18 protein-coding genes are annotated in these 18,622 nt (G+C 67.9%); 9 read left to right on the forward strand and 9 right to left on the reverse strand.

What is annotated here, in order from left to right; all coding sequences use genetic code 11:
- Positions 1–49: 49 nt before the first annotated feature.
- Entirely contained in the window at positions 50–784 is a 735-nt protein-coding gene (locus AC1DW3_RS19180; RefSeq protein ID WP_477933828.1) for a substrate-binding periplasmic protein, read from the forward strand.
- Here the strand turns inward: AC1DW3_RS19180 and AC1DW3_RS19185 are convergent.
- The 3 genes from AC1DW3_RS19185 to AC1DW3_RS19195 form a co-directional block, all read right to left on the reverse strand.
- Entirely contained in the window at positions 768–1,469 is a 702-nt protein-coding gene (locus AC1DW3_RS19185; RefSeq protein ID WP_477933830.1) for a riboflavin synthase subunit alpha, read from the reverse strand. The two genes, AC1DW3_RS19180 and AC1DW3_RS19185, sit on opposite strands and share 17 nt — an antisense overlap.
- A gap of 47 nt (positions 1,470–1,516) precedes the next feature.
- Positions 1,517–2,725 carry an ammonium transporter gene (locus AC1DW3_RS19190; RefSeq protein WP_477933832.1) on the reverse strand — a complete coding sequence of 403 codons (1,209 nt, stop codon included), beginning with the start codon at positions 2,723–2,725 and terminating at the stop codon, positions 1,517–1,519.
- A 131-nt stretch (positions 2,726–2,856) separates the two neighbouring features.
- Positions 2,857–3,225 (reverse strand): ArsC family reductase, encoded by a 369-nt coding sequence (locus tag AC1DW3_RS19195; RefSeq protein ID WP_477933834.1) that lies wholly within the window; start codon positions 3,223–3,225, stop codon positions 2,857–2,859.
- A 23-nt stretch (positions 3,226–3,248) separates the two neighbouring features.
- Here AC1DW3_RS19195 and AC1DW3_RS19200 point away from each other — a divergent pair, with 23 nt between their 5' ends.
- Both AC1DW3_RS19200 and AC1DW3_RS19205 read left to right on the forward strand, forming a co-directional pair.
- Positions 3,249–3,980: a leucyl/phenylalanyl-tRNA--protein transferase gene (locus tag AC1DW3_RS19200; RefSeq protein WP_477933836.1), complete on the forward strand. Its 732-nt coding sequence runs from the start codon at positions 3,249–3,251 to the stop codon at positions 3,978–3,980.
- Complete coding sequence (locus AC1DW3_RS19205) at positions 3,977–4,711, forward strand: arginyltransferase (RefSeq protein WP_477933838.1); 735 nt, start codon at positions 3,977–3,979, stop codon at positions 4,709–4,711. The genes AC1DW3_RS19200 and AC1DW3_RS19205 overlap by 4 nt, the downstream gene beginning before the upstream one ends.
- A gap of 1 nt (position 4,712) precedes the next feature.
- On the opposite strand, the gene AC1DW3_RS19210 is transcribed toward AC1DW3_RS19205, so the two are convergent.
- The 3 genes from AC1DW3_RS19210 to AC1DW3_RS19220 all read right to left on the reverse strand — a co-directional run bounded on the left by AC1DW3_RS19210 (position 4,713) and on the right by AC1DW3_RS19220 (position 8,562).
- The gene (locus AC1DW3_RS19210; RefSeq protein WP_477933840.1) at positions 4,713–5,639 is read right to left on the reverse strand and encodes a hypothetical protein; all 927 of its coding nucleotides are present in this window, start codon (positions 5,637–5,639) and stop codon (positions 4,713–4,715) included.
- Between the two features lie 74 nt (positions 5,640–5,713).
- Positions 5,714–6,976, reverse strand: a complete 1,263-nt coding sequence (locus tag AC1DW3_RS19215) for a pyridoxal-dependent decarboxylase, exosortase A system-associated (RefSeq protein ID WP_477933842.1) — start codon at positions 6,974–6,976, stop codon at positions 5,714–5,716.
- On the reverse strand, positions 6,973–8,562 hold the full coding sequence (locus AC1DW3_RS19220; protein WP_477933844.1) for an acyl-CoA ligase (AMP-forming), exosortase A system-associated: 1,590 nt from the start codon (positions 8,560–8,562) through the stop codon (positions 6,973–6,975). The genes AC1DW3_RS19215 and AC1DW3_RS19220 overlap by 4 nt, the downstream gene beginning before the upstream one ends.
- A 124-nt stretch (positions 8,563–8,686) precedes the next feature.
- Between AC1DW3_RS19220 and AC1DW3_RS19225 the strand changes: the two genes are divergently transcribed.
- From AC1DW3_RS19225 to AC1DW3_RS19245, 5 genes are read left to right on the forward strand one after another with little or no spacing between them, the layout of a single operon-like run.
- Positions 8,687–8,944, forward strand: coding sequence for an acyl carrier protein (locus AC1DW3_RS19225; RefSeq protein WP_477933846.1), 258 nt, complete (start codon positions 8,687–8,689; stop codon positions 8,942–8,944).
- Positions 8,941–9,744: a hydrolase 2, exosortase A system-associated gene (locus AC1DW3_RS19230; protein ID WP_477933848.1), complete on the forward strand. Its 804-nt coding sequence runs from the start codon at positions 8,941–8,943 to the stop codon at positions 9,742–9,744. Before AC1DW3_RS19225 ends, AC1DW3_RS19230 begins: the two co-directional genes overlap by 4 nt.
- A complete protein-coding gene (locus AC1DW3_RS19235; RefSeq protein WP_477933850.1) occupies positions 9,741–10,688 on the forward strand; it encodes a hydrolase 1, exosortase A system-associated in 948 nt (315 codons plus the stop codon). Before AC1DW3_RS19230 ends, AC1DW3_RS19235 begins: the two co-directional genes overlap by 4 nt.
- Positions 10,689–10,723: 35 nt before the next feature.
- The gene (locus tag AC1DW3_RS19240) at positions 10,724–11,392 is read left to right on the forward strand and encodes a tetratricopeptide repeat protein (RefSeq protein WP_477933852.1); all 669 of its coding nucleotides are present in this window, start codon (positions 10,724–10,726) and stop codon (positions 11,390–11,392) included.
- A gap of 10 nt (positions 11,393–11,402) precedes the next feature.
- Entirely contained in the window at positions 11,403–12,317 is a 915-nt protein-coding gene (locus AC1DW3_RS19245; RefSeq protein ID WP_477933854.1) for a glycosyltransferase family 2 protein, read from the forward strand.
- Positions 12,318–12,457: 140 nt separating this feature from the next.
- Here the strand turns inward: AC1DW3_RS19245 and AC1DW3_RS19250 are convergent, their stop codons facing one another.
- Genes AC1DW3_RS19250 through AC1DW3_RS19260 form a run of 3 tightly spaced genes read right to left on the reverse strand, consistent with a single transcriptional unit; the run spans position 12,458 to position 16,084 of the window.
- Positions 12,458–13,567: a glycosyltransferase family 4 protein gene (locus AC1DW3_RS19250; protein WP_477933856.1), complete on the reverse strand. Its 1,110-nt coding sequence runs from the start codon at positions 13,565–13,567 to the stop codon at positions 12,458–12,460.
- 10 nt (positions 13,568–13,577) lie between these two features.
- Positions 13,578–14,999 carry a GMC oxidoreductase gene (locus AC1DW3_RS19255; RefSeq protein ID WP_477933858.1) on the reverse strand — a complete coding sequence of 474 codons (1,422 nt, stop codon included), beginning with the start codon at positions 14,997–14,999 and terminating at the stop codon, positions 13,578–13,580.
- Positions 14,996–16,084 (reverse strand): NAD-dependent epimerase/dehydratase family protein, encoded by a 1,089-nt coding sequence (locus tag AC1DW3_RS19260; protein WP_477933860.1) that lies wholly within the window; start codon positions 16,082–16,084, stop codon positions 14,996–14,998. The genes AC1DW3_RS19255 and AC1DW3_RS19260 overlap by 4 nt, the downstream gene beginning before the upstream one ends.
- Positions 16,085–16,391: 307 nt before the next feature.
- Here AC1DW3_RS19260 and AC1DW3_RS19265 point away from each other — a divergent pair, with 307 nt between their 5' ends.
- The gene (locus AC1DW3_RS19265) at positions 16,392–18,593 is read left to right on the forward strand and encodes a GNAT family N-acetyltransferase (RefSeq protein ID WP_477933862.1); all 2,202 of its coding nucleotides are present in this window, start codon (positions 16,392–16,394) and stop codon (positions 18,591–18,593) included.
- The last annotated feature ends 29 nt before the right edge of the window (positions 18,594–18,622 follow it).

Raw genomic sequence — 18,622 nt, forward strand, 5'->3', positions numbered from 1 at the left:
GCATCAAGAAAGCATCAAGACGCTGGGGCCTGCTTCCTAGAATCGGCCCATGACCTCAAAGCACGAGCCCGGCCGCCGTCTGGCCCTGGCTCTGGCGCTTGGAACCTTGGTGCTGCCGGCCCGGGCCGCACCCTTGGTGCCCTTGTTTGTCGGCACCGGCCCGCCGTCGGACCAGACGCCGCAGATGCTGGCCTGGCTGGGCGCGCAGGCTGGACTGGGTTGGGACTACCGACCCACCCCGTGGCTGCGCGCGCAAAAGCTCACTGCGGCCGGCGAAGGCGTCATGTACGGCCTCAGCCGCACGCCGAAGCGCGAGAAGGAACTGCTGTTCAGTCTGCCGATATGGACCAACCAAACCTGGGCTGTCGCCCGTCGGGGCGACGAGGCTGCGATCAAGCGTTACGGCGACCTGGACGGCCAGGCCGTCTGCTGGGCACGCGGCTCCAGCTATGGCGAGCTCTTCAGCCAGGCAGGCCTGGGCCGCATGCAGGCCCTGGAAGCCAACGACGACGACACGGCGCTGCGCATGGCGGCGGCCGGACGCTGCCGCGCGGCGCTGATCACGCTGGAAACGGGCGACGCTGCACAGGCCGCCGGGCACCCGGCGCTGGCCCGCATGCACGAACGGGGCCTCGCCCTGGTGCCCCTGCCCCTCACGACGACCTCACTGCATTTCGCAACCGGCCACAACAGCCGCTGGGCCTGGGTGATCGAGAGGATCAACCGCGTCGTTTCGCGTTCGCGAGCCGAGCTGGATCGGCTGCGGCTCAGCGCGGCAGAGTGAGCTGGGTCAGTTCGATGCCACGCTCCCGTGCGATGGCCTCCAGCACCGGCAGCAGCGGGCCCAGCTTCTCGTCCAGCGCATCGCGCACGGTGTCGACGACGACCTGGGTGCTGCGCTCGATCTCGATGTGCACCGCGTCGCCCACGCCCTTGTCGCCAAAGGTCGTCATGCGCAGCGTCTCGGGGATGAGCCAGACCTCGAACCAGCCCGAGCCGTCGCGCTCGCGCTGGGCCTCGGCCACCGTCAGGCTGCAGCCGTTGACGCCGATATAGCCCTTGGCAAACACATAACGCATCCACGGCGCGGGCAGCGCGAAGCGGATGACATGGTTGTTGTCGGGCTTGCGGATCTGGGCGATGCGGGCGGAGACGTCGACGTGGCCGGACAGCGGATGGCCGCCGATCTCGACGCCCTCGCGAGCGGCTCGCTCGACGTTGAGCCCGGAACCCGCCATCAGGCCGCCCAGCGTGGTGAGGCTGAGGGTCTGCGCCATCACGTCGAAGCTGGCCACATCGGGCGCCGGGCGCTCCGTGACGGTCAGGCAGACGCCGTCGCAGGACACGCTGGCGCCGATGGCCAGATCCGCGTCGAAGCCTTGGGGGAACTTCAGGTGCAGGGTGTGCAGGCCCTCACGGGCCTCGATGGATTCGACGCGGGCGACGCCCTGGACAATGCCTGTGAACATGGAAAACAGGCCTCCAGGGAGGCCCTTTGAACAGCATTCGGGTCAGCTTACCAGCTCACTTCCCGGTCAGGCGTCGAGCCGATCTTGTGGATGGACAGGTCGGCGCCCTCGAACTCCTGCTCGGCGTCCAGCCGCAGGCCGGTGAGGCGCTTGATGACGCCGTAGACGACAAAGCCGCCCGCCAGCGCCCAGGCCACGCCACCCAGCGTGCCAATCAGCTGTGCGCTGAAAGACACGCCGCCGAGGCCGCCCAGCGCCTTCTGGCCGAAGACGCCACAGGCGATGCCGCCCCAGGCACCGCACAGGCCGTGCAGCGGCCACACGCCGAGCACGTCGTCGATCTTCCAGCGGTTCTGCGTCAGGGTAAAGAACTGCACGAACACCCAGCCGGCGATGCCGCCGGTGACGAGGGCGCCCAGCGGGTGCATGACGTCCGAGCCGGCGCAGACGGCCACCAGGCCCGCCAGCGGGCCGTTGTAGGCGAAGCCGGGGTCGTTGCGGCCCAGCAGCACGGCCATCAGCGTGCCGCCGGCCATGGCCATCAGCGAGTTGACGGCGACCAGGCCCGACATCTTGTCCAGCGTCTGCGCGCTCATCACATTGAAGCCGAACCAGCCCACCGTCAGCACCCAGGCGCCCAGGGCCAGGAAGGGGATGCTGGACGGCGGGTGCGCGCTCATGGCGCCGTCCTTGCGGTAGCGGTTCAGGCGCGGCCCGAGCAGCAGCACGGCGGCCAGGCCGATCCAGCCGCCCACGGCATGCACGACGACGCTGCCGGCGAAGTCGTGGAACTCGGCGCCGGTGGCCACCTTCAGCCAGGCCTGGATGCCGAAAGCCTGGTTCCAGGCGATGCCCTCGAAGACCGGATAGATGAAGCCGACGATGACGCAGGTGGCCGCCAGTTGCGGGCCAAAACGCGCCCGCTCGGCGATGCCGCCCGACACGATGGCGGGGATGGCCGCCGCGAAGGTCAGCAGGAAGAAGAACTTGACGAGTTCATAGCCGTTCTTCTGCGCCAGTTGCTCGGCGCCGACAAAGAAATGCGTGCCGTAGGCAACCAGATAGCCGACCAGGAAATAGGCCAGCGTGGACACCGCGAAGTCCACCAGGATCTTGACCAGCGCATTGACCTGGTTCTTCTTGCGCACCGTGCCCAGTTCGAGGAAGGCAAAGCCCGCATGCATGGCGAGCACCATGATGGCGCCCAGGAGGATGAAGAGCGCATCCGCGCCCTGCTTGATCGATGTCGTCTCCAACGCTGTCTCCGGCCGGCGGCTCCAGACTTGGGCGACATGCACCAAGCCGAACCAAACCGCACCGAAATTGCAAATTCGATGCCCGCTTTCAAGGCACGATTTCGCACCCGGAAAGCACCACAAACGAGCGATCAGCTCTTCTTTGGTGCGTTCAATGCACTCTTCTCGAACGCTTCCGCACTGAATCCGAGCGTCCAGTGGCCATCCGGCCAGCGGACAACCGGGCGCTTGATGACGCTGGGCTCGGCCAGCATCAGGGCCACCGCTGCGGCGTCATCCACCACGGCCGCCTTGGCCGCGTCGTCCAGCTTGCGCCAGGTGTTGCCGGCGCGGTTGACGATCCTGTCGCGGCCAAAGGCCTGGATCCAGGTGGGCAGCAGTTCCGCGGGAACACCCTGCTTCTTGAAGTCGTGGAAGGCGACTTCCAGGCCCTGGTCGGCCAGCCAGGTGCGGGCCTTCTTGACGGTGTCGCAGTTGGGGATGCCATAGACGGTGATCATGGGCGCCACCGTACCATGCAGCCATGATCGACTGGCTCGATGAAGCGACCCTTGACTTCCCGCCCAGCCACCGCGCTCTGGGCCCTGAGACGGATGCACCGGGGCTGCTCGCCGCCGGCGGCACGCTGACCCCGGAGCGCCTGCAAGCCGCCTACCGCCGCGGCATCTTCCCCTGGTACGGCCCCGGCCAGCCGCCGCTTTGGTGGGCCCCCGACCCGCGGATGGTGCTGAAGACGGCCGACTTCAAGCTGTCGCGCTCGCTGCGCAAGACGGTGCAGCGCTTTGCCACCACGCCCGGCTGCGAGATCCGCATCGACCATGACCGCGCCGCCGTGCTCAAGGCCTGCGCCAGCGTGCCACGCGAGGGCCAGTCGGGCACCTGGATCGTGCCGGAACTGCAGGCCGCCTACCTGGCCTGGCCGGCCATGCACAGCATCGAGACCTGGGTGGATGGTGAGCTGGCGGGCGGCCTCTACGGTGTCAACCTGGGGCGGATGTTCTATGGCGAATCCATGTTCATGCGCCGCACCGACGCCTCCAAGATCGCCCTGTGCGCACTGGTCTGCCTGTGCCGGGAATTCGGCATCCCCTGGATCGACTGCCAGCAGAACACGCCCCATCTGGCCTCGCTGGGTGCGGCAGAAGTCCCGCGGGCGGCTTTCGAGGACCATCTGGCCACGCATGTGGGTGAATCCAGCCCCGGGCCCTGGACCTATCATCCGGACTACTGGCACCGGTTGCTGAATTCGACGTGACTCATCCCAAAGAACTGCCCCTCGCGCAGATCCAGTTCTACGCCACGGCTGCCTATCCCTGCAGCTATGTGTCGGGCCGTCAGGCGCGCTCCCAGGTCGCCACGCCCAGCCATCTGATCCACGCCGACGCCTATTCCAACCTGGTGGCCGCGGGTTTCCGCCGCAGCGGCCTGTTCACCTACCGGCCCTATTGCGACCAGTGCCGCGCCTGCATCGCGCTGCGCGTGCCGGTCGAGCGCTTCGAGGCCACCCGCTCCCAGCGCCGCGCCTGGAAGGCCCACCGCCACCTGCAGGCCAAGGTCATGCGCCTGGGCTATTCACCCGAGCACTACGCCCTCTACCTGCGCTACCAGGCCGGCCGGCACTCCGGTGGCGGCATGGACCACGACAGCGTCGACCAGTACACCCAGTTCCTGCTGCAGTCGCGCATCAACTCGCGCCTCGTCGAGTTCCGCGAAACCATGCCCGACGGCAGCACGCCGCTGCGCATGGTGTCCATCCTGGACATCCTCAACGACGGCCTGTCGGCGGTCTACACCTTCTACGACCCGGACGTCGAGGGCAGCTTCGGCACCTACGGCGTGCTGTGGCAGATCCAGCAGGCCAAGGAGCTCAAGCTCAGCCACCTCTACCTGGGCTATTGGATAGCGGAGAGCCCGAAGATGGCCTACAAGGCGGGCTTCAGGCCGCACCAGATCCTGCAGAACGGGGTCTGGGAAGACGCGGCTTAGATCAGCCTCGAAGCCGGAACTGCAGGACGCTGACGCCTTCGGCATCCGCGATCGCAATGCGGCCGCCTTTGGCATCCAGAGCCATCGGCGGCTCGTCGACGCCGCCTGCCAGGATGCTGCTGGTGCGGCTGCCGGTCTTCAGGTGCGGCCAACTCTGCAACTCCTTGCCCGACTCGATGTCGATCAGCCGAGGATGACCGTACAAGGCCAGAACATGCCGGCTACCCACGGGCATCAAGGCACCCAGGCGGCTGGACGTCTCGACGAGGGCTGACTGATCCGGCTGGTGCAGGTCAATCACATGAAGCCGGGTGGCCTCCTGAGGACCGTCCTCCTCCTCCTCCCAACCACGCAGGGCAACGCCCATCCGATGTCTTGAAAGAAAGGCGGCGCTGCTCTCATCTGCCCACAGGTGACCGCCAGCCAGACCCTCTCCATCCAGATGGGACGGCATGGCGATGGCGGCCTCTACATCGAACACTTTGACGCTGTCAAAGGGATGCCACACCCAACCCGCGCTGATCAGGTATCGCCCGTCGGGTGACGTTGCCAACCGAGAGTGGAAGAAATCTGCTGGCTGACGTGCGTTCGACGCCGTGAGACGCTCGCCCGACGCCAAGTCTTCGATCTCCAGGCGGCAGTATTCGTCAGGGCAATGCATCAGCACGGCACGGCCCGACTTCAGGCGCGATACGGCGACCGGGTATTCATAGGCATTCGCGCAGTAGAAGCTCCGGTTGATCTCCCGGACGACCGCACCGTCGCGAAGGATCAAGCCCTTGGTGCCCGCCCTGGCATACAGCACCGCGAACTCACTTCCAGGGAGCGCAATGGCCGCATCGAATGGGAACGCATAGCGAACGCGACTGTCAGAGATCTGCCCATCGAGCTGGAATCGCCGGCCGCCATCAACCCAATCGACGAGCACATCACCATCCCAGACGAGCGAGCGAACGCCGCTGGCCGGAATCCGTGTTTCGACCGCAGCCGAGACGCCGTCGCTCAGACCAGCACCTCGACGCAGGCCGGATGCCCCAGAAAGCCCTCGGGGCTGGCGCTGCGGCCATAGGCGCCGCTCTGGTAGACGACAGCCAGATCACCGATCTCGCCCTTGGCCATGTCCATGCGGTCGGCCAGCAGGTCCAGCGGCGTGCACAGCGGGCCGACGACGCTGGCCGGCTCGGTGGCTGATTCGCTGCGGCCTTGCGGCTCGATTGAAGCCGGGTAGTTCTTGCGCAGCACCTGGCCGAAGTTGCCCGAGGCCGACAGGTGGTGGTGCAGGCCGCCGTCAGCCACCAGGAAGACCTGGCCGCGCGAGACCTTGCGGTCGACGATGCGGCTGACGTAGACGCCGGCCTCGCCGACGAGGTAGCGGCCCAGTTCGACGACAAGCTTGGCGGCCGGCAGATCGGCCTTGGCGCGGGCCTGCAGTGCGGCCAGGTTGTCGGCAATGGGCGCCAGATCCAGCCGCGACTCACCGGGGAAATAGGGGATGCCGAAGCCGCCTCCCAGGTTCAGGAACTTGACGGGCGACGGCGCGGCCTCGGCCAGTCGCAGGGCCAGCTCATAGCTCTTGAGCTGGGCTTCGCAGATGGCCTCGGCCTTCAGGTTCTGGGAGCCGGCGAACAGGTGGAAGCCTTCGAAGGCCAGGCCATCGCCACTCAACCGGCCCACCTCGGCCAGCACCTCGGGCAGGGCCTCGGCGTCGATGCCGAACTGCTTGGGGCCGCCGCTCATGCGCATGCCCGAGCCCTTGAGCTCGAAGTCGGGGTTCACGCGCAGGGCCACGCGCGCCGACAGGCCCAGGCGCTGGGAGGCGCGGGCCAGCGGCAGCAGCTCACGCGCCGATTCGACATTGACCAGCACGCCGGCGGCGACCGCCTGGCCCAGTTCGATGTCGCGCTTGCCGGGGCCGGCGAAGCTGATCTCGTGCGGGTCGGCACCGGCGTTCAGCGCCACCTGCAGCTCGCCCGCCGACGCCACGTCGATGCCATCCACCAGGCCCGCCATCAACTGGACCAGGGCCGGCATCGGGTTGGCCTTCATCGCATAGTGCAACTCGACACCCTTGGGCAGGGCCGCGCGCAACTCGGCGACGCGGGTCTTCAGCAGGCCACGGTCATAGGCATAGAAAGGCGTCTGCCCGACACGCTCCGCCAGCACCGACAGGCGCTGGCCGCCGACGAGCAATTCGCCATCGGCGTTGCGGGGAAAGAGCAGGGGCGCGTGTTCGAGGACACGCTTGGGGGGAATGGAATCGGTCATGCAGCGTGGCGCTCAAGCCAATCGGTCGAAAGGGTTTTACGGTCGATCTTGCCGTTGGGGTTGCGCGGCAGCGGTCCGCTGCGAGCGTCGACACCATGGGGCACCATGTAAGCAGGCATGCGCGCCTTGCAGGCGGCGGTCAGCGCGGCCAGGTCCAGCTCGGCGGCGCCTTCCGGCGGCGTCGCAATGACCTGGATGGCCTGGCCCAGGGTGTCGTGATAGACGCCAAAGGCCACGCATTCACCGACCAGGCCGGTGGCGTACAGGACCTCTTCGACCTCGGTGGGGCTGACCCGGTAGCCCGAGGTCTTCATCATCTCGTCGCGGCGGCCGACGAAGTACAGGAAGCCTTCGGCATCGCGCTTGACCGTGTCACCGGAGAACACGGCGAACTCGGGCAGCTGCAGGCCGCCCTCGCGCCCACCGACGCCGACGGGCAATGGCTTGTAGCGCTCAGCCGTCTTCTCGGCATCGTTCCAGTAGCCCAGGCCCACCAGGGCGCCACGATGCACCAGCTCGCCCGGCTCGTCGGCTGCGCATTCGCTGCCGTCCTCGCGCAGCACCAGGATCTCGGCGTTGGGGATGGCCTTGCCGATGGAGTCGGGCCGGCGGTCCACCTCGGCAGGTGGCAGATAGGTCGAGCGGAAGGCCTCGGTCAGGCCATACATCAGGAAGGGCTGGGCGGAAGGCGCCTTGGCGCGCAGCAGGTCCAGCGTCGCGCGCGGCATGCGGCCGCCGGTGTTGGCGAAATAGCGCAGATTGGCATCGATGGCGGCCGGCCATTCGAGCTGGGTCAGCTGGATGTAGAGCGGCGGCACGGCGGTCAGGCCCGTGACCTTCTCGCGCTCCATGGCCTTGAGCACGTCCTTGGGCAGCAGATAGTTCAACAGCGCGACGCGCGCGCCGCTGTGAAAGCCGGTGGTGAGCTGGCTGAAGCCGGCGTCGAAGGACAGCGGCAGCGCGGCCAGCAGGGTGTCGCTGGCGCGGTTTTCCAGATAGCTGGCCACGCTCTTGCCGCCCGCCACCATGTTGCGGTGGGACAGCACGACGCCCTTGGGCCGGCCGGTCGATCCCGAGGTGTAGAGGATGGCCGTCATGTCGGTGTCGATGACGCGGTGGCCGGCACGGGCGGGCGACGCCAACAGCGCGGCCCAGTCGTGCACGGGCACCGGCGCCGAGCCTGTGCCGCTGGTCAGCACCACATGGCGCAACGACGGGCACTGCGTCAGCACCTCACCCAGTTGGGCCAGGCGCTCGGGCGACGTGACCAGCACGCGCACATCGCAGTCCTGCAGGATGAAGCCGACCTGGTCGGGCTTGAGCAAGGGGTTCAGCGGCACGAAGACGCCGCCTGCCGCCGGTGCGCCAAAGCTGGCGACAACGGTCTCGAAGCGCTTTTCCAGGTAGATGGCCACCCGCTCGCCACGTGCCAGGCCGAGCTCCATCAGGCCGCTGGCGAAGCCCCGCACGGCTGCGTCCAGCTGCCCATAGCTCAGCGTTGCCGTGCCATAGGTCAGGGCCGGCGCGTCGGGCGCACGCTCGGCGGCAACGGCCACCAGCTCGTTCAACAACGTGGATTCGGGCATGGACAGGGGGCGAATCAGGGTGAAAAAAGTATCTCACGCGCCCCCGAGGCCGAGGGGTGGCCTCCCCGGAGCCGAGGGGGCAGCCGGCTAAACTGCGCGGCTGCTTTTTAGGTTGGACGCCCCAATGGACAAGGATCAGGTACTCGGCCACGTGCTGAGGCTTCTCGACGATGTGCTGAGCCTGAACGGCCGCGCCCAGACCTTCACCCGTGACACCGCCCTGCTCGGCGCCCTGCCCGAGCTGGATTCCATGGCCGTCGTCAGCCTCATCACCGGGCTGGAAGAACAGCTCGGCCTGGTGGTCGACGACGACGACATCGACGGCGACACCTTCGCCACCGTGGGTTCGCTGGCGGACTTTGTCGCCGCCCGCCTGGGTTGATCCCTCACCCGCAAGTCTTCTTCCTGCCCGCCGCCGGCGGCGAGCAGCGGCTTTGCCTCTTCCATGCGCCGGCCGGCGCTCCGCGCAGCAAGATCCTCTACCTGCACCCGTTTGCAGAAGAGATGAACAAGTCGCGCCGCATGGCGGCGCTGGCCTGCCGCGCGCTGGCCGAAGCGGGTCACGCGGTGCTGCAGATCGACCTGCGCGGCTGCGGCGACTCTTCCGCTGATTTCGGCGACGCCGGTTGGGCCGACTGGCAGGCCGACGTGCGCCTGGGGCTGGAATGCCTGGACAAGCATGCGCCCGATGCGCCCTTGTGGCTCTGGGGCCTGCGCGCCGGCTGCCTGCTGACCGCCTCCGATTGGGCACGGCCGGTCAACTACCTTTTCTGGCAGCCGATGACCAGCGGCAAGCTGGCGCTGCAGCAGTTCCTGCGCCTCAAGTTGGCGGCTGAGATGGCCAGCGGCGCGAGCAAGGGGCTGATGGAGGCGATGAAGACCGAGCTGGCCGCCGGCCGACCGGTGGACATCGCCGGCTATCGCCTCGGTGCTGCGCTGGCCGCCGGACTGGAGGGCGCCAAGCTGGCCCCCGCCGGCACACCGGGTCGCGTCGAATGGCTGGAGCTCAGCACCCGCGAGGACGCCGTACTGACGCCGGTCAGCGAGCAGGCCATCAAGGCCTGGGGCGACGCCGGCTGGGCCGTGCGCCCGCGCATCGTTCAAGGCCCCGGCTTCTGGGCCACGGCCGAGATCGAACTCGCGCCGGCCCTGATTGCTGCGACGGTGGAGGCTCTGGCATGACGCTGCCCCCACGCTCGCCCAGCGAGCTGCCCCCCGAGGGGGCTGCCAGCGGCTTCGGGCGGCCGCGCGCCGCAGGCAAGGAGTCGGTGCTCGATTTCACCTGCGAGGGCCAGCCCCTGGTCGGCATCCTGGCCGAGCCTGAAACCCAACAAGGAGGCACGCCGGCCGAAGTCGGCGTCATCATCATCGTCGGCGGCCCGCAATACCGCGCCGGCAGCCACCGCCAGTTCACGCTGCTGGCCCGTCATCTGGCGGCCAACGGCTTCGCGGTACTGCGCTTCGACTACCGCAGCATGGGCGACAGCCCCGGCGAGGCGCGCGACTTCCTTGCTGTCGACGCCGACATCCAGGCTGCCATTGACGCCCTGTTGACCGCCCGCCCGACGCTGAAGCGCGTGGCCCTCTGGGGCCTGTGCGATGCGGCCTCGGCCGCTCTGCTCTACCTGGAGTCGACCCGCGACGCCCGCGTCGCCGGTGTCGCCCTGCTCAACCCCTGGGTCCGCTCGGCCGCTTCCCTGGCCCAGACGCATGTGAAGCACTACTACTGGCGCCGCCTGCGTCAGAAGGAGTTCTGGCTCAAGCTGCTCAAGGGTGGCGTGGGCGCCAAAGCGCTGGGCGCCCTGGGCAGCAATCTGCGCCTGGCTCGCGAGGCCGGCAAAGCCTCGGACTCGCGCAGCTTCCAGGACCGCATGGCTGCCGGCCTGCGCGGCTTCGACGGCCCGGCCCTGCTGGTGCTCAGCGGCGATGACTACACTGCCCGGGAGTTCACGGGCCATGCCCAGTCCGCTGCGGCATGGGACGGGCTGCTTGCCAGCCCGAGGCTCGAACTGCATGAGATGCCCACCGCCGATCACACCTTCTCGACGATCGCGGATCAGGATGCCCAAAGCAATATCTGCCTGGATTGGTTGAGGACACGATGCCTAGCGGACCCCACCCGATGACCCCCCACTCGCCTGCCAAAGCATTCGGCGTTGCGTTGGCCCTGCTTCTCTGCACATTGCCGTTGGCCGTCGCGGCCAAGCCCGCGCCATCGCCCGAAGGCTGCGGAGAAACGCACAACCTCTACGGCCCCTTCGACTACCGCACGGCGCACCCCTCCCAGCGCTTCCTTGTCGAGAATGCCCACTTCACGAGGGGCGTCGAAACCCTGACCAAAGGCGCGACCGGCGCCTTCGGCGGCGACATCGGCTACACGCTGGCCGTCTTCCCCAACCATCCACGCGCGATCTATTCAATCGAGCGCCTCGTCGAAAGGCAGAAGGCGGACCCACCGCCGGGTGCCGACATGACGGTCGAGTGCTATTTCGTGCGCGGCATGAACTTCGTGCCGGACGACCTGGTGTTCCGTATGCTCTACGTGAGCTACCTGACTCGACGCAACAAGATCGAGGACGCCCGCCGTTTCCTCGACTACGTCGTGACACAGGCGGGAGACAGCGCACTGACCCACTTCAATGCGGGCATGCTGTATTTCGACATCAAGGACTATGACAAGGCCCTGGCTCAGGCCCATCTCGTCATGACCATGGGCATGACGCGCACGGAACTGCGCGACCGGCTGACCTCGGTCGGGCGCTGGAAGGAGCCGGATCCGGCGCCTGCCGCCGAAGCAGCCGCATCGGCCGCCTCGCAGACCTCTCCCTGACTTCCGCCCCATGCCTCGCGTCAACATCGTCGTTCCCGCCTACAACGCTGAAGCCTTCATCGCCGACACTGTCCGTTCGGCATTGCAGCAGACCTTCACCGACCTCCAGGTCACGGTCATCGACGACGGCTCCAAGGACGCTACCGCCTCACACGCCGCCCTGGACGACGCGCGCGTGCGTGTCATCTCGCAGGAGAACCGCGGCATGTCGCGCTCTCGCAATCGCGGCATGGCCGAAGCGGATTCGGAATTCGTCGCACTGCTCGATGCCGACGACCTGTGGCACCCGGAGAAGCTGCGCCTGCAACTGCAGGCCCTGCAAGACCGCCCCGACCACGACTTCTGCTACACGGCCTTCGAGGTCTGGCATGGTGAGCCGCGCCCCGGCTTCTTCCAGGAACCTCGCAGTGGCCGCATCGACGAGACGCTGTCCGGCTGGATCTACCCTCGCCTCATTCTCGACAACCATGCCCTGCCCTCCTCCGTGCTGTGGCGGCGCAGCGCCTGGGACCGCATGGGCGGCTTCCTGACGGATCACCAGCAGACGGACGATTGGGAATACCTGGTGCGAGCCAGCACCCAGCACCGCTTCGTGCGCCTCGCCGAGCCCTTCGTGCTGTATAGGCAGCACCCGGCGTCGCTGTCCAAGCGCGTGCCAGCGACCAACATCACCGAGCTGATGCGCGCCGACCTGATCCGGCGCTTCGGCATGAGCGCACCGGCCGGCAACCCCATCGACAACAAGGCGCTGCAGGCCTTCCAGCACCGCGGCTGGGCCAATTTCGCCGACGCCCACTGCGTCAAGGGTGACCTCGGACTGGGCCTCAAGACCTTTGGCAAATTGCTCGCCAGCGGCCCCTCCCGGGCAAGCACCTTGTCCAAGGCGTGCAAGTCGCTGGTGCGCCGCTGGATTCCGAAAGACTAGGGCCTGTCAACACTACGGCAGCAGGTCGCGTTGTGGCCAGAAAGCCCGTGAGCAAGGCGCGAAACGAAGCTGGGGCAGTGCGCCTTGATTGCCCTCTGGCGGAAGGCCTTCGCGGCCTACTGCCGTAGCGTTAACAGGCCCTAGCGGTTGCGTTCGACCACTTCGCGGTAGACCTCGAAATGCCGCTCGACGCTGCGGCGCCATGAGAAACCCCGTACCCAGGTCGCCGCTGCAGCGGCCCGCTCGGCTCGCGCCGCAGCCGGCAGCGCCAGCACTTCGCGCAGGGAGGCCAGCCAGGCGTCGAAGTCCTGCGCCTCGTTGGTCCAGGAGAGCGGGCCGACGAGATCCACCAGGCTGCTGACGGGGCTGAACAGCACCGGCGTGCCGGCCGCCTGGGCCTCGACAGCGGGAAAGCCGAAGCCTTCGTAGAGCGTGGGATAGATGGCCGCCTGCGCGCCGCGGTAGAGCGAGACGAGCTCGCTGTCCTCCAGGAAGGGGGCGAAATGCACACGCCCGCGCAAGGCCTCCGGCACGCGCTCCAGCGGCGCCGTGCCCGCGCCAAAGCCGCAACCGACGAGGTGCAGGTCGTCGCGGCCGCTGCGGGCCAGCAACTCCAGCGCCCAGTCGAAGCGCTTGCGTGCCTGCGCGCCACCGAGGTAAAGCAGATAGGGCGCATCACCCAGCGATTGTTGCAGAGCGGCCGGCAGCGGCGCGTGCGCGTCGCTGAAGAACTCGTCGGCGATGCCGTGCGGGATGACCGTCAGGCGGTCCGCCAGGAAGGGCCAGCGCGCGACGATGTCGCGCCGCGACGACTCGCTGATGGTGATGAGGTGCGCACAGCGCCGCAGCGCCACGCCCTGCACGTCGTGCAGATAGAAGCGGTTCAAGCCGGACGTGTCTTCCGCCCATGGCACCGTGTCGTGGATGGTCACGATGGTGGGGACGGGCTGCCAGATGGGCGCGGTGTTCTCGGCGCAGTGCAGCAGTTGAATGCCACCCTGCCTGAGCTTCATCGGCAGCCCCAATTGCTCCCAAAGGTGAAAGCGGTCGCCGCGGAACTCGAACACTTCGGCGCGGCCCAGCAGCCCTTCGGGGACGCGGAACGGCAGCGCCGGGTCGTGTCCATAGGCGGTCCAGCGCAGCCCGTCCGTAGGGCGGGAGTTGCGCAGCAGCTCCTGCACATAGCGGCCCGTGCCGCGCAGATGCTTGACGTTCAGGGTGCGGGCGCACATCGCCACATGCAGATTCATGGGGGCGTCTTCAGGGAGCTGAGGTGAGGGGTCGGCGCAGATGGGCTGCCAGGCGCAGGGCCAGGGCGGCGATCGTCAGGCCGGTATTGGCGATGCCGCTGGCCGGAATCAGCGAGCCATCGCAGACATGCAGATTGCTCAGGCCATGGACGCGGGCGTCGGCATCGCAGACGCCGCCTTCGGCATCGGTGGACAGGCGGGCCGTGCCTGAATGATGGGCTGCTGAGCGCAGCTCACGCTGCCAGCCGCTGAACACGCGGGAGCGCCGCGTCACCGGCGCCAGCCAGGCCAGCACATCCTGGACCGAGGCCTCGAGCTGACCCAGGAACTCCTCGGGCAGTTGCCAACGGCGGACCCGGACTTCGCCGCCACCGGACGGGTCGCGTTCGCTCCAGATCGACAGATCGGCCGTCGTCGGCATCTGGGCGCACAGCAGCAGCGTGTAGTGCCGCGTGGGCAGATGGATGCCGAACTTGAAGGACAGGATGTCCAGGATGTCGTCCCAGTGACCGAACAGCCTGGCGTAGTGCAAGGGGTTCCACGGGCTGCGGCGCAGATCGTTCAGCACCGTGCCCACGCGCTCGCGACGGCTGTTGCGGTGGTAGTTGGCCGCGGGGCGCAGCTGGAAGGAGATATGCAGTCCGGCGCGCTTGACCACCATCGGCAGGCGCAGATTGCCGTCCGTGCCCGGCACGCGATAGTTCCAGAGCTTGTACAGCGGCACCGTGACTTCGACCTCGCCGACGAAGCCCATGGGATGGTCTTCGTAAAACGCCCCAGCATGACGCAAGGCTGGAAGCGCAGTCCRCGCCGCCAGCTTCTGCAGCAACACCGGTGACCCGAGCCCACCGGCACACAGCACGAACACGTCTGCGGCCAATTGGCGTTGTTGCCCGCCCTCCATCACGCTGAGACGGGCAATGCGCGATCCGGTCTCGTCCAGTTCGAAATCCACCGCATCGGCGCGCACCAACTCGACCCGGCCTTGCAGGCCCAGGCTGTCCCAGACATTGCGCGGCCAGCGTGGATAGTACAAACCCTGAAGCAAGCCCTCGGGCAGACCCAGGCCCAGGTATTTGCGGCGCAGCTCGGCGATGGCCGCCCGAACCGGTGTGAGGCCAACCCCGGCCAGCAGCGCAAAGGCCTGCTCATACCAGGCGTCAAGCGTCGATTTCGGGAACGGCCAATGGGTGGCGAAGATCTCTTCGTCGATTTCGATCAGCCCGTTGTGCCACAGCTGCGTCGTGCCGCCGAGGCCCGCGCCGACATGCGGTTCCGTGACGGCGGGAACGCCGGTATCCACGACCGGATAGCGCCGGTCATCAGCCGTGGCACCCCGCTCGACGAGCACCACCTCGTGGGAATCCAGCAGGGCATGCGCGAGCACGCATCCCCCCAGCCCGGCGCCGACGATGACGGCGCGGGGTTTCATCGCGGCAGCTGGCCCTTGGCGAGCAGCCATTCGCGGGACAGCACCAATCCCTGTTCGAAGTCGACACGCGGCGACCAGTCCAACAGCCGCTTGGCCTTGTCGTTGGCAAAGGTGATGGGGAAGGTTTCACGCCTCACTCGGCCCAACGGTGGCCACGGCGCTACCGGGGGCCGCCAGCCGGCCAGGCGCTTGAGCTTGCGCAGCACACGGGTCGGCAAGCCGCCCACCGGTTCCGGCGGGTGCGCCGCCCACCAGGCCTCGGCGTCGGCAGCGGAGCGGCTGACGAAACGCGGGGACGGCTCCACCATGGCGGCGAAACCACGGATGAACTCGCCCCAGGTGATGGAGCGGTCCGCATTGATGAACATGGCTTGACCGAGCGCCGCCGGGCTCACCAGCGCCGACGTGATCGCATCGCAGACGTCGTCGACAAACACCGCATTGCAGACGCCGCGGCCGTCATCGAACAGCGTCACTTCCCCGGCGCGCGCCTGTTCGAGCACCTGGCCTTCGAAATGACCGCCCAGGCCATAGACCACCGTGGGCCGCAAGATGACGGCCGCGAGGTCGCCGCGGTCGATGGCAGCCTGGACGATCTCTTCCTGCTCGGCCTTGGAATCGGAATAGCCCTCGTCGTAGCGGCCGATGCGCGCGGTGTCCTCATGCGCCGCTTCGACGCCGGGCCGCGGGCCATGGACCGACATCGTGCTGATGTGCACGAAACGACCCACCTTCTGCGCCACGGCCGCCTCGACGAGGCGCCGCGTCACTTCCGGGCCGCGATTGCCGTGCGCAAGATGGATGACGGCATCGCAGCCCGCCAGCGCCTGCGCGGCGGCTCCCGGCGTGGCCAGATCGGCGGCCACCGAAGCTCGCCCTTGCGCCTGCAACGCGGCCGCCCCGGCCGCGCTGCGGGCCATGGCGACATAGGGCTGCCCGCCCTGGGCGTCCAAGCGCTCGCACAGACGATTGCCGATGAAGCCCGAAGCGCCCGTGATCAGGCAGCGCGTCGCGCGCGAGTTGGCATGGCTCATTCGTTGCAGACCGGCAATCAGGAAGAAGAGGGAGGTGGGTTCAGGCGGCACGATGCCCCCACCCCCGGCGGTCGGCGATCATAGGGGACCGAGGCAGCTGCCGGCGCCGGCGCTTCGCCCAACTGCGGGGAGGCTGGCGGGGCTATCCCGCGCCTTCGCGGACTACACTTCCGCGCCCCTTGGCTGCCCGCTCGACCGCAGAGCACGGCCGGATACCACGCCTGCACCCGGCAGCCTTCCGGTGAATCCGCTCGAATGTTCGAACCATCGCCGTCATCATCTGGATCCGAAGCCGCGCTGCCGTTCTCGCCTGGACGCTTGGGGCCCGGCCGTGCCTGAAGTGATCGCAAGCCCGTCCATGTCAACCGATCAGCCAGTGACGGACACGCCGACCTGGCGCTGCGAGCCGCTCGATGCCGCGACGGGCCTGGGTGCCTATCGCGCAGCCTGGGATGCCCTCAACCAGCGCCTGATGGCTGGACACGGCATGCTCGACAGCGTCTTCGTTGACGGCCTGATCCGCCAGTTCGGCGAGAACGGCGTGCTGCTGGCCCGCGCCGAGGTCGGTGGCGCGCCGGTGGCGATGCTGCTGCTGAGCGCGCAGGCGCGTGGCCTGGGCGTGTGGTGCAGCTTCATGCCGTCGCAGACCCAGATCGGTCCCAGCCTCGTCCCGCCCGGGTTGGATCTTCGCGGCCTGTTCCCGCTGCTGCCTGGCTATGCGAGCGAGCTCGACCTGCTGTGCAACGACCCCCGCTTCGGCGACTTGCGCGAGTTGCCCCGGCTGCCCGTGCAGAGCCAGCCGCACGCGCTGACGATGAGCGTGGGCCTGAAGGGCAGCTTCGACGACTACTGGGCTCAGCGACCGCGCAAGCTGATCCAGAACATGCGCCGCTACATGCGCCGGCTGCAGTCCGAACCCGGCGGGGAGCGGCTGGTGGTCGTCGGTGAGCCCGAGGCCATGGCGGCGGCCGTGGAGCGCTATGCCGTGCTGGAGACCAGCGGCTGGAAGGGCCGCGAAGGCACCGCCATCAGCAGCGACAGCCCGCAGGGCCGCTTCTACGCCGACGTGATGCGCGAGTTCGCGGCGCGTGGCGAGGCCCTGGTCTACGAACTCTGGTTGGGCGATGACCTGCTCGCCTCGCGCATGCTGCTGCTGCGCGACGGCATGGCCGTCATGCTGAAGACGGCCTTCCATGAGCAGTTCGAGCGCTTTGCGCCGGGCCGCATTCTGTTGCTGCGCACGCTGGAAGACCTGTTCGCGCGTGCGCCGGGTGGTGTCGTCGAGTTCTACACGAATGCCGAGGCCGATCTGCTCGCCTGGTCGACATCGCAGCGCTGGATCAACCACGTCAGCGTCTACCGCCACGCCGGCCTGCCGGCCCTGTACAGCCTGCTCAGGCGCGGCAGCCGCGGCTGGGGCCGGCGCAAGCAGCTTCGTGACGTCAACGCCAACGCCATGGTGGAGCGCAGCGGCGCCGCGGTCGAGCGTTTCAATCACCCGCGAGAACTGCCCGAGGACGCCATCGCTCTGCTGCTGCGGCGCGAGCAGGACTACGTCGAATTCGGCGCTGACTGGTTCGGCCTGTTGCGCGACACCGTCTTCCGCGAAACGCCGCAAGCGGCCTTCTATGTGCTGAAGCGCCACGGCCGCACGCTGGCAGTGCTGCCCATCGGCACCCAGCAAGGCGAGGCCGGCCCGGAGGTCGGCGCGCTGGCAAATTTCTACACCACGCTGTATTCGCCGGCCCTGGAGGACGACCTCGCAGCCGAGGACCTGCTGCCGTTGATGCTGGCCATGCGGCGTGATCACCGCGGCACGCCGGCCTATCGCTTCTGGCCGATGGACCCGCAGACGCGCGAGTTCCGGTTGCTGCGGGACGCGCTGCGCCTGGTCGGGCTGAGGCCCCGCGAGTATTTCGCGTTCGGCAACTGGTATCTGCAGGTCGACGGTGACTGGCAAACCTATCTGAAGAATCGCACCGGCCAACTGCGCAGCACCATCAAGCGCATGAGCAAACGCCTGGCGAGCGAGGAAAACGGCCGCCTGGAGATCATCCGGGACGAGGCCGACGCCGAGCGCGGCATCGCCGCCTACGAGGCGGTCTACGGCGCCAGCTGGAAGGTGCCTGAGCCTTTTGTCGAATTCATTCCCGGCCTGATCCGCCTGTGCGCCCGCCGCGGCTGGTTGCGCCTGGGCCTGGCCTGGATCGGCGACAAGCCCATCGCGGCCCAGCTCTGGATCGTCAACGCCGGCCGCGCCCACATCTACAAGGTCGCCTACGACGAGGCCTTCAAGGCCATCGCACCGGGCACCCTGGTCACGGCCCTGTTGCTCGAAGAGGCCATCGAGCGCGACAAAGTCTCCGTGGTGGACTATCTGATCGGCGACGACGCCTACAAGAAGACCTGGATGAGCCACCGCCGGGAACGTTTCGGCCTCGTCGCCTACGACCCGCTGACGCTGCGCGGCCTCATCGGCCTGGCGCGCCAGGCCGTTGGCGAAACCTGGCGCCGGCTGCGCCCCAAAACGACGCCACCCCACGACAATTCGGCCGCCTGAATTCAACACGACAGCAAGAGATGCACGCC

This window comes from Roseateles sp. P2_H4, assembly GCF_056403315.1.

Bases quoted from the DNA above. Each gene is read 5' to 3' on its own strand.
- AC1DW3_RS19180 (WP_477933828.1), top strand. From the start codon at position 50: ATGACCTCAAAGCACGAGCCCGGCCGCCGTCTGGCCCTGGCTCTGGCG.
- AC1DW3_RS19185 (WP_477933830.1), bottom strand. From the start codon at position 1,469: ATGTTCACAGGCATTGTCCAGGGCGTCGCCCGCGTCGAATCCATCGAG.
- AC1DW3_RS19195 (WP_477933834.1), bottom strand. From the start codon at position 3,225: ATGATCACCGTCTATGGCATCCCCAACTGCGACACCGTCAAGAAGGCC.
- AC1DW3_RS19200 (WP_477933836.1), top strand. From the start codon at position 3,249: ATGATCGACTGGCTCGATGAAGCGACCCTTGACTTCCCGCCCAGCCAC.
- AC1DW3_RS19215 (WP_477933842.1), bottom strand. From the start codon at position 6,976: ATGACCGATTCCATTCCCCCCAAGCGTGTCCTCGAACACGCGCCCCTG.
- AC1DW3_RS19220 (WP_477933844.1), bottom strand. From the start codon at position 8,562: ATGCCCGAATCCACGTTGTTGAACGAGCTGGTGGCCGTTGCCGCCGAG.
- AC1DW3_RS19225 (WP_477933846.1), top strand. From the start codon at position 8,687: ATGGACAAGGATCAGGTACTCGGCCACGTGCTGAGGCTTCTCGACGAT.
- AC1DW3_RS19235 (WP_477933850.1), top strand. From the start codon at position 9,741: ATGACGCTGCCCCCACGCTCGCCCAGCGAGCTGCCCCCCGAGGGGGCT.
- AC1DW3_RS19245 (WP_477933854.1), top strand. From the start codon at position 11,403: ATGCCTCGCGTCAACATCGTCGTTCCCGCCTACAACGCTGAAGCCTTC.
- AC1DW3_RS19250 (WP_477933856.1), bottom strand. From the start codon at position 13,567: ATGAATCTGCATGTGGCGATGTGCGCCCGCACCCTGAACGTCAAGCAT.
- AC1DW3_RS19265 (WP_477933862.1), top strand. From the start codon at position 16,392: ATGTCAACCGATCAGCCAGTGACGGACACGCCGACCTGGCGCTGCGAG.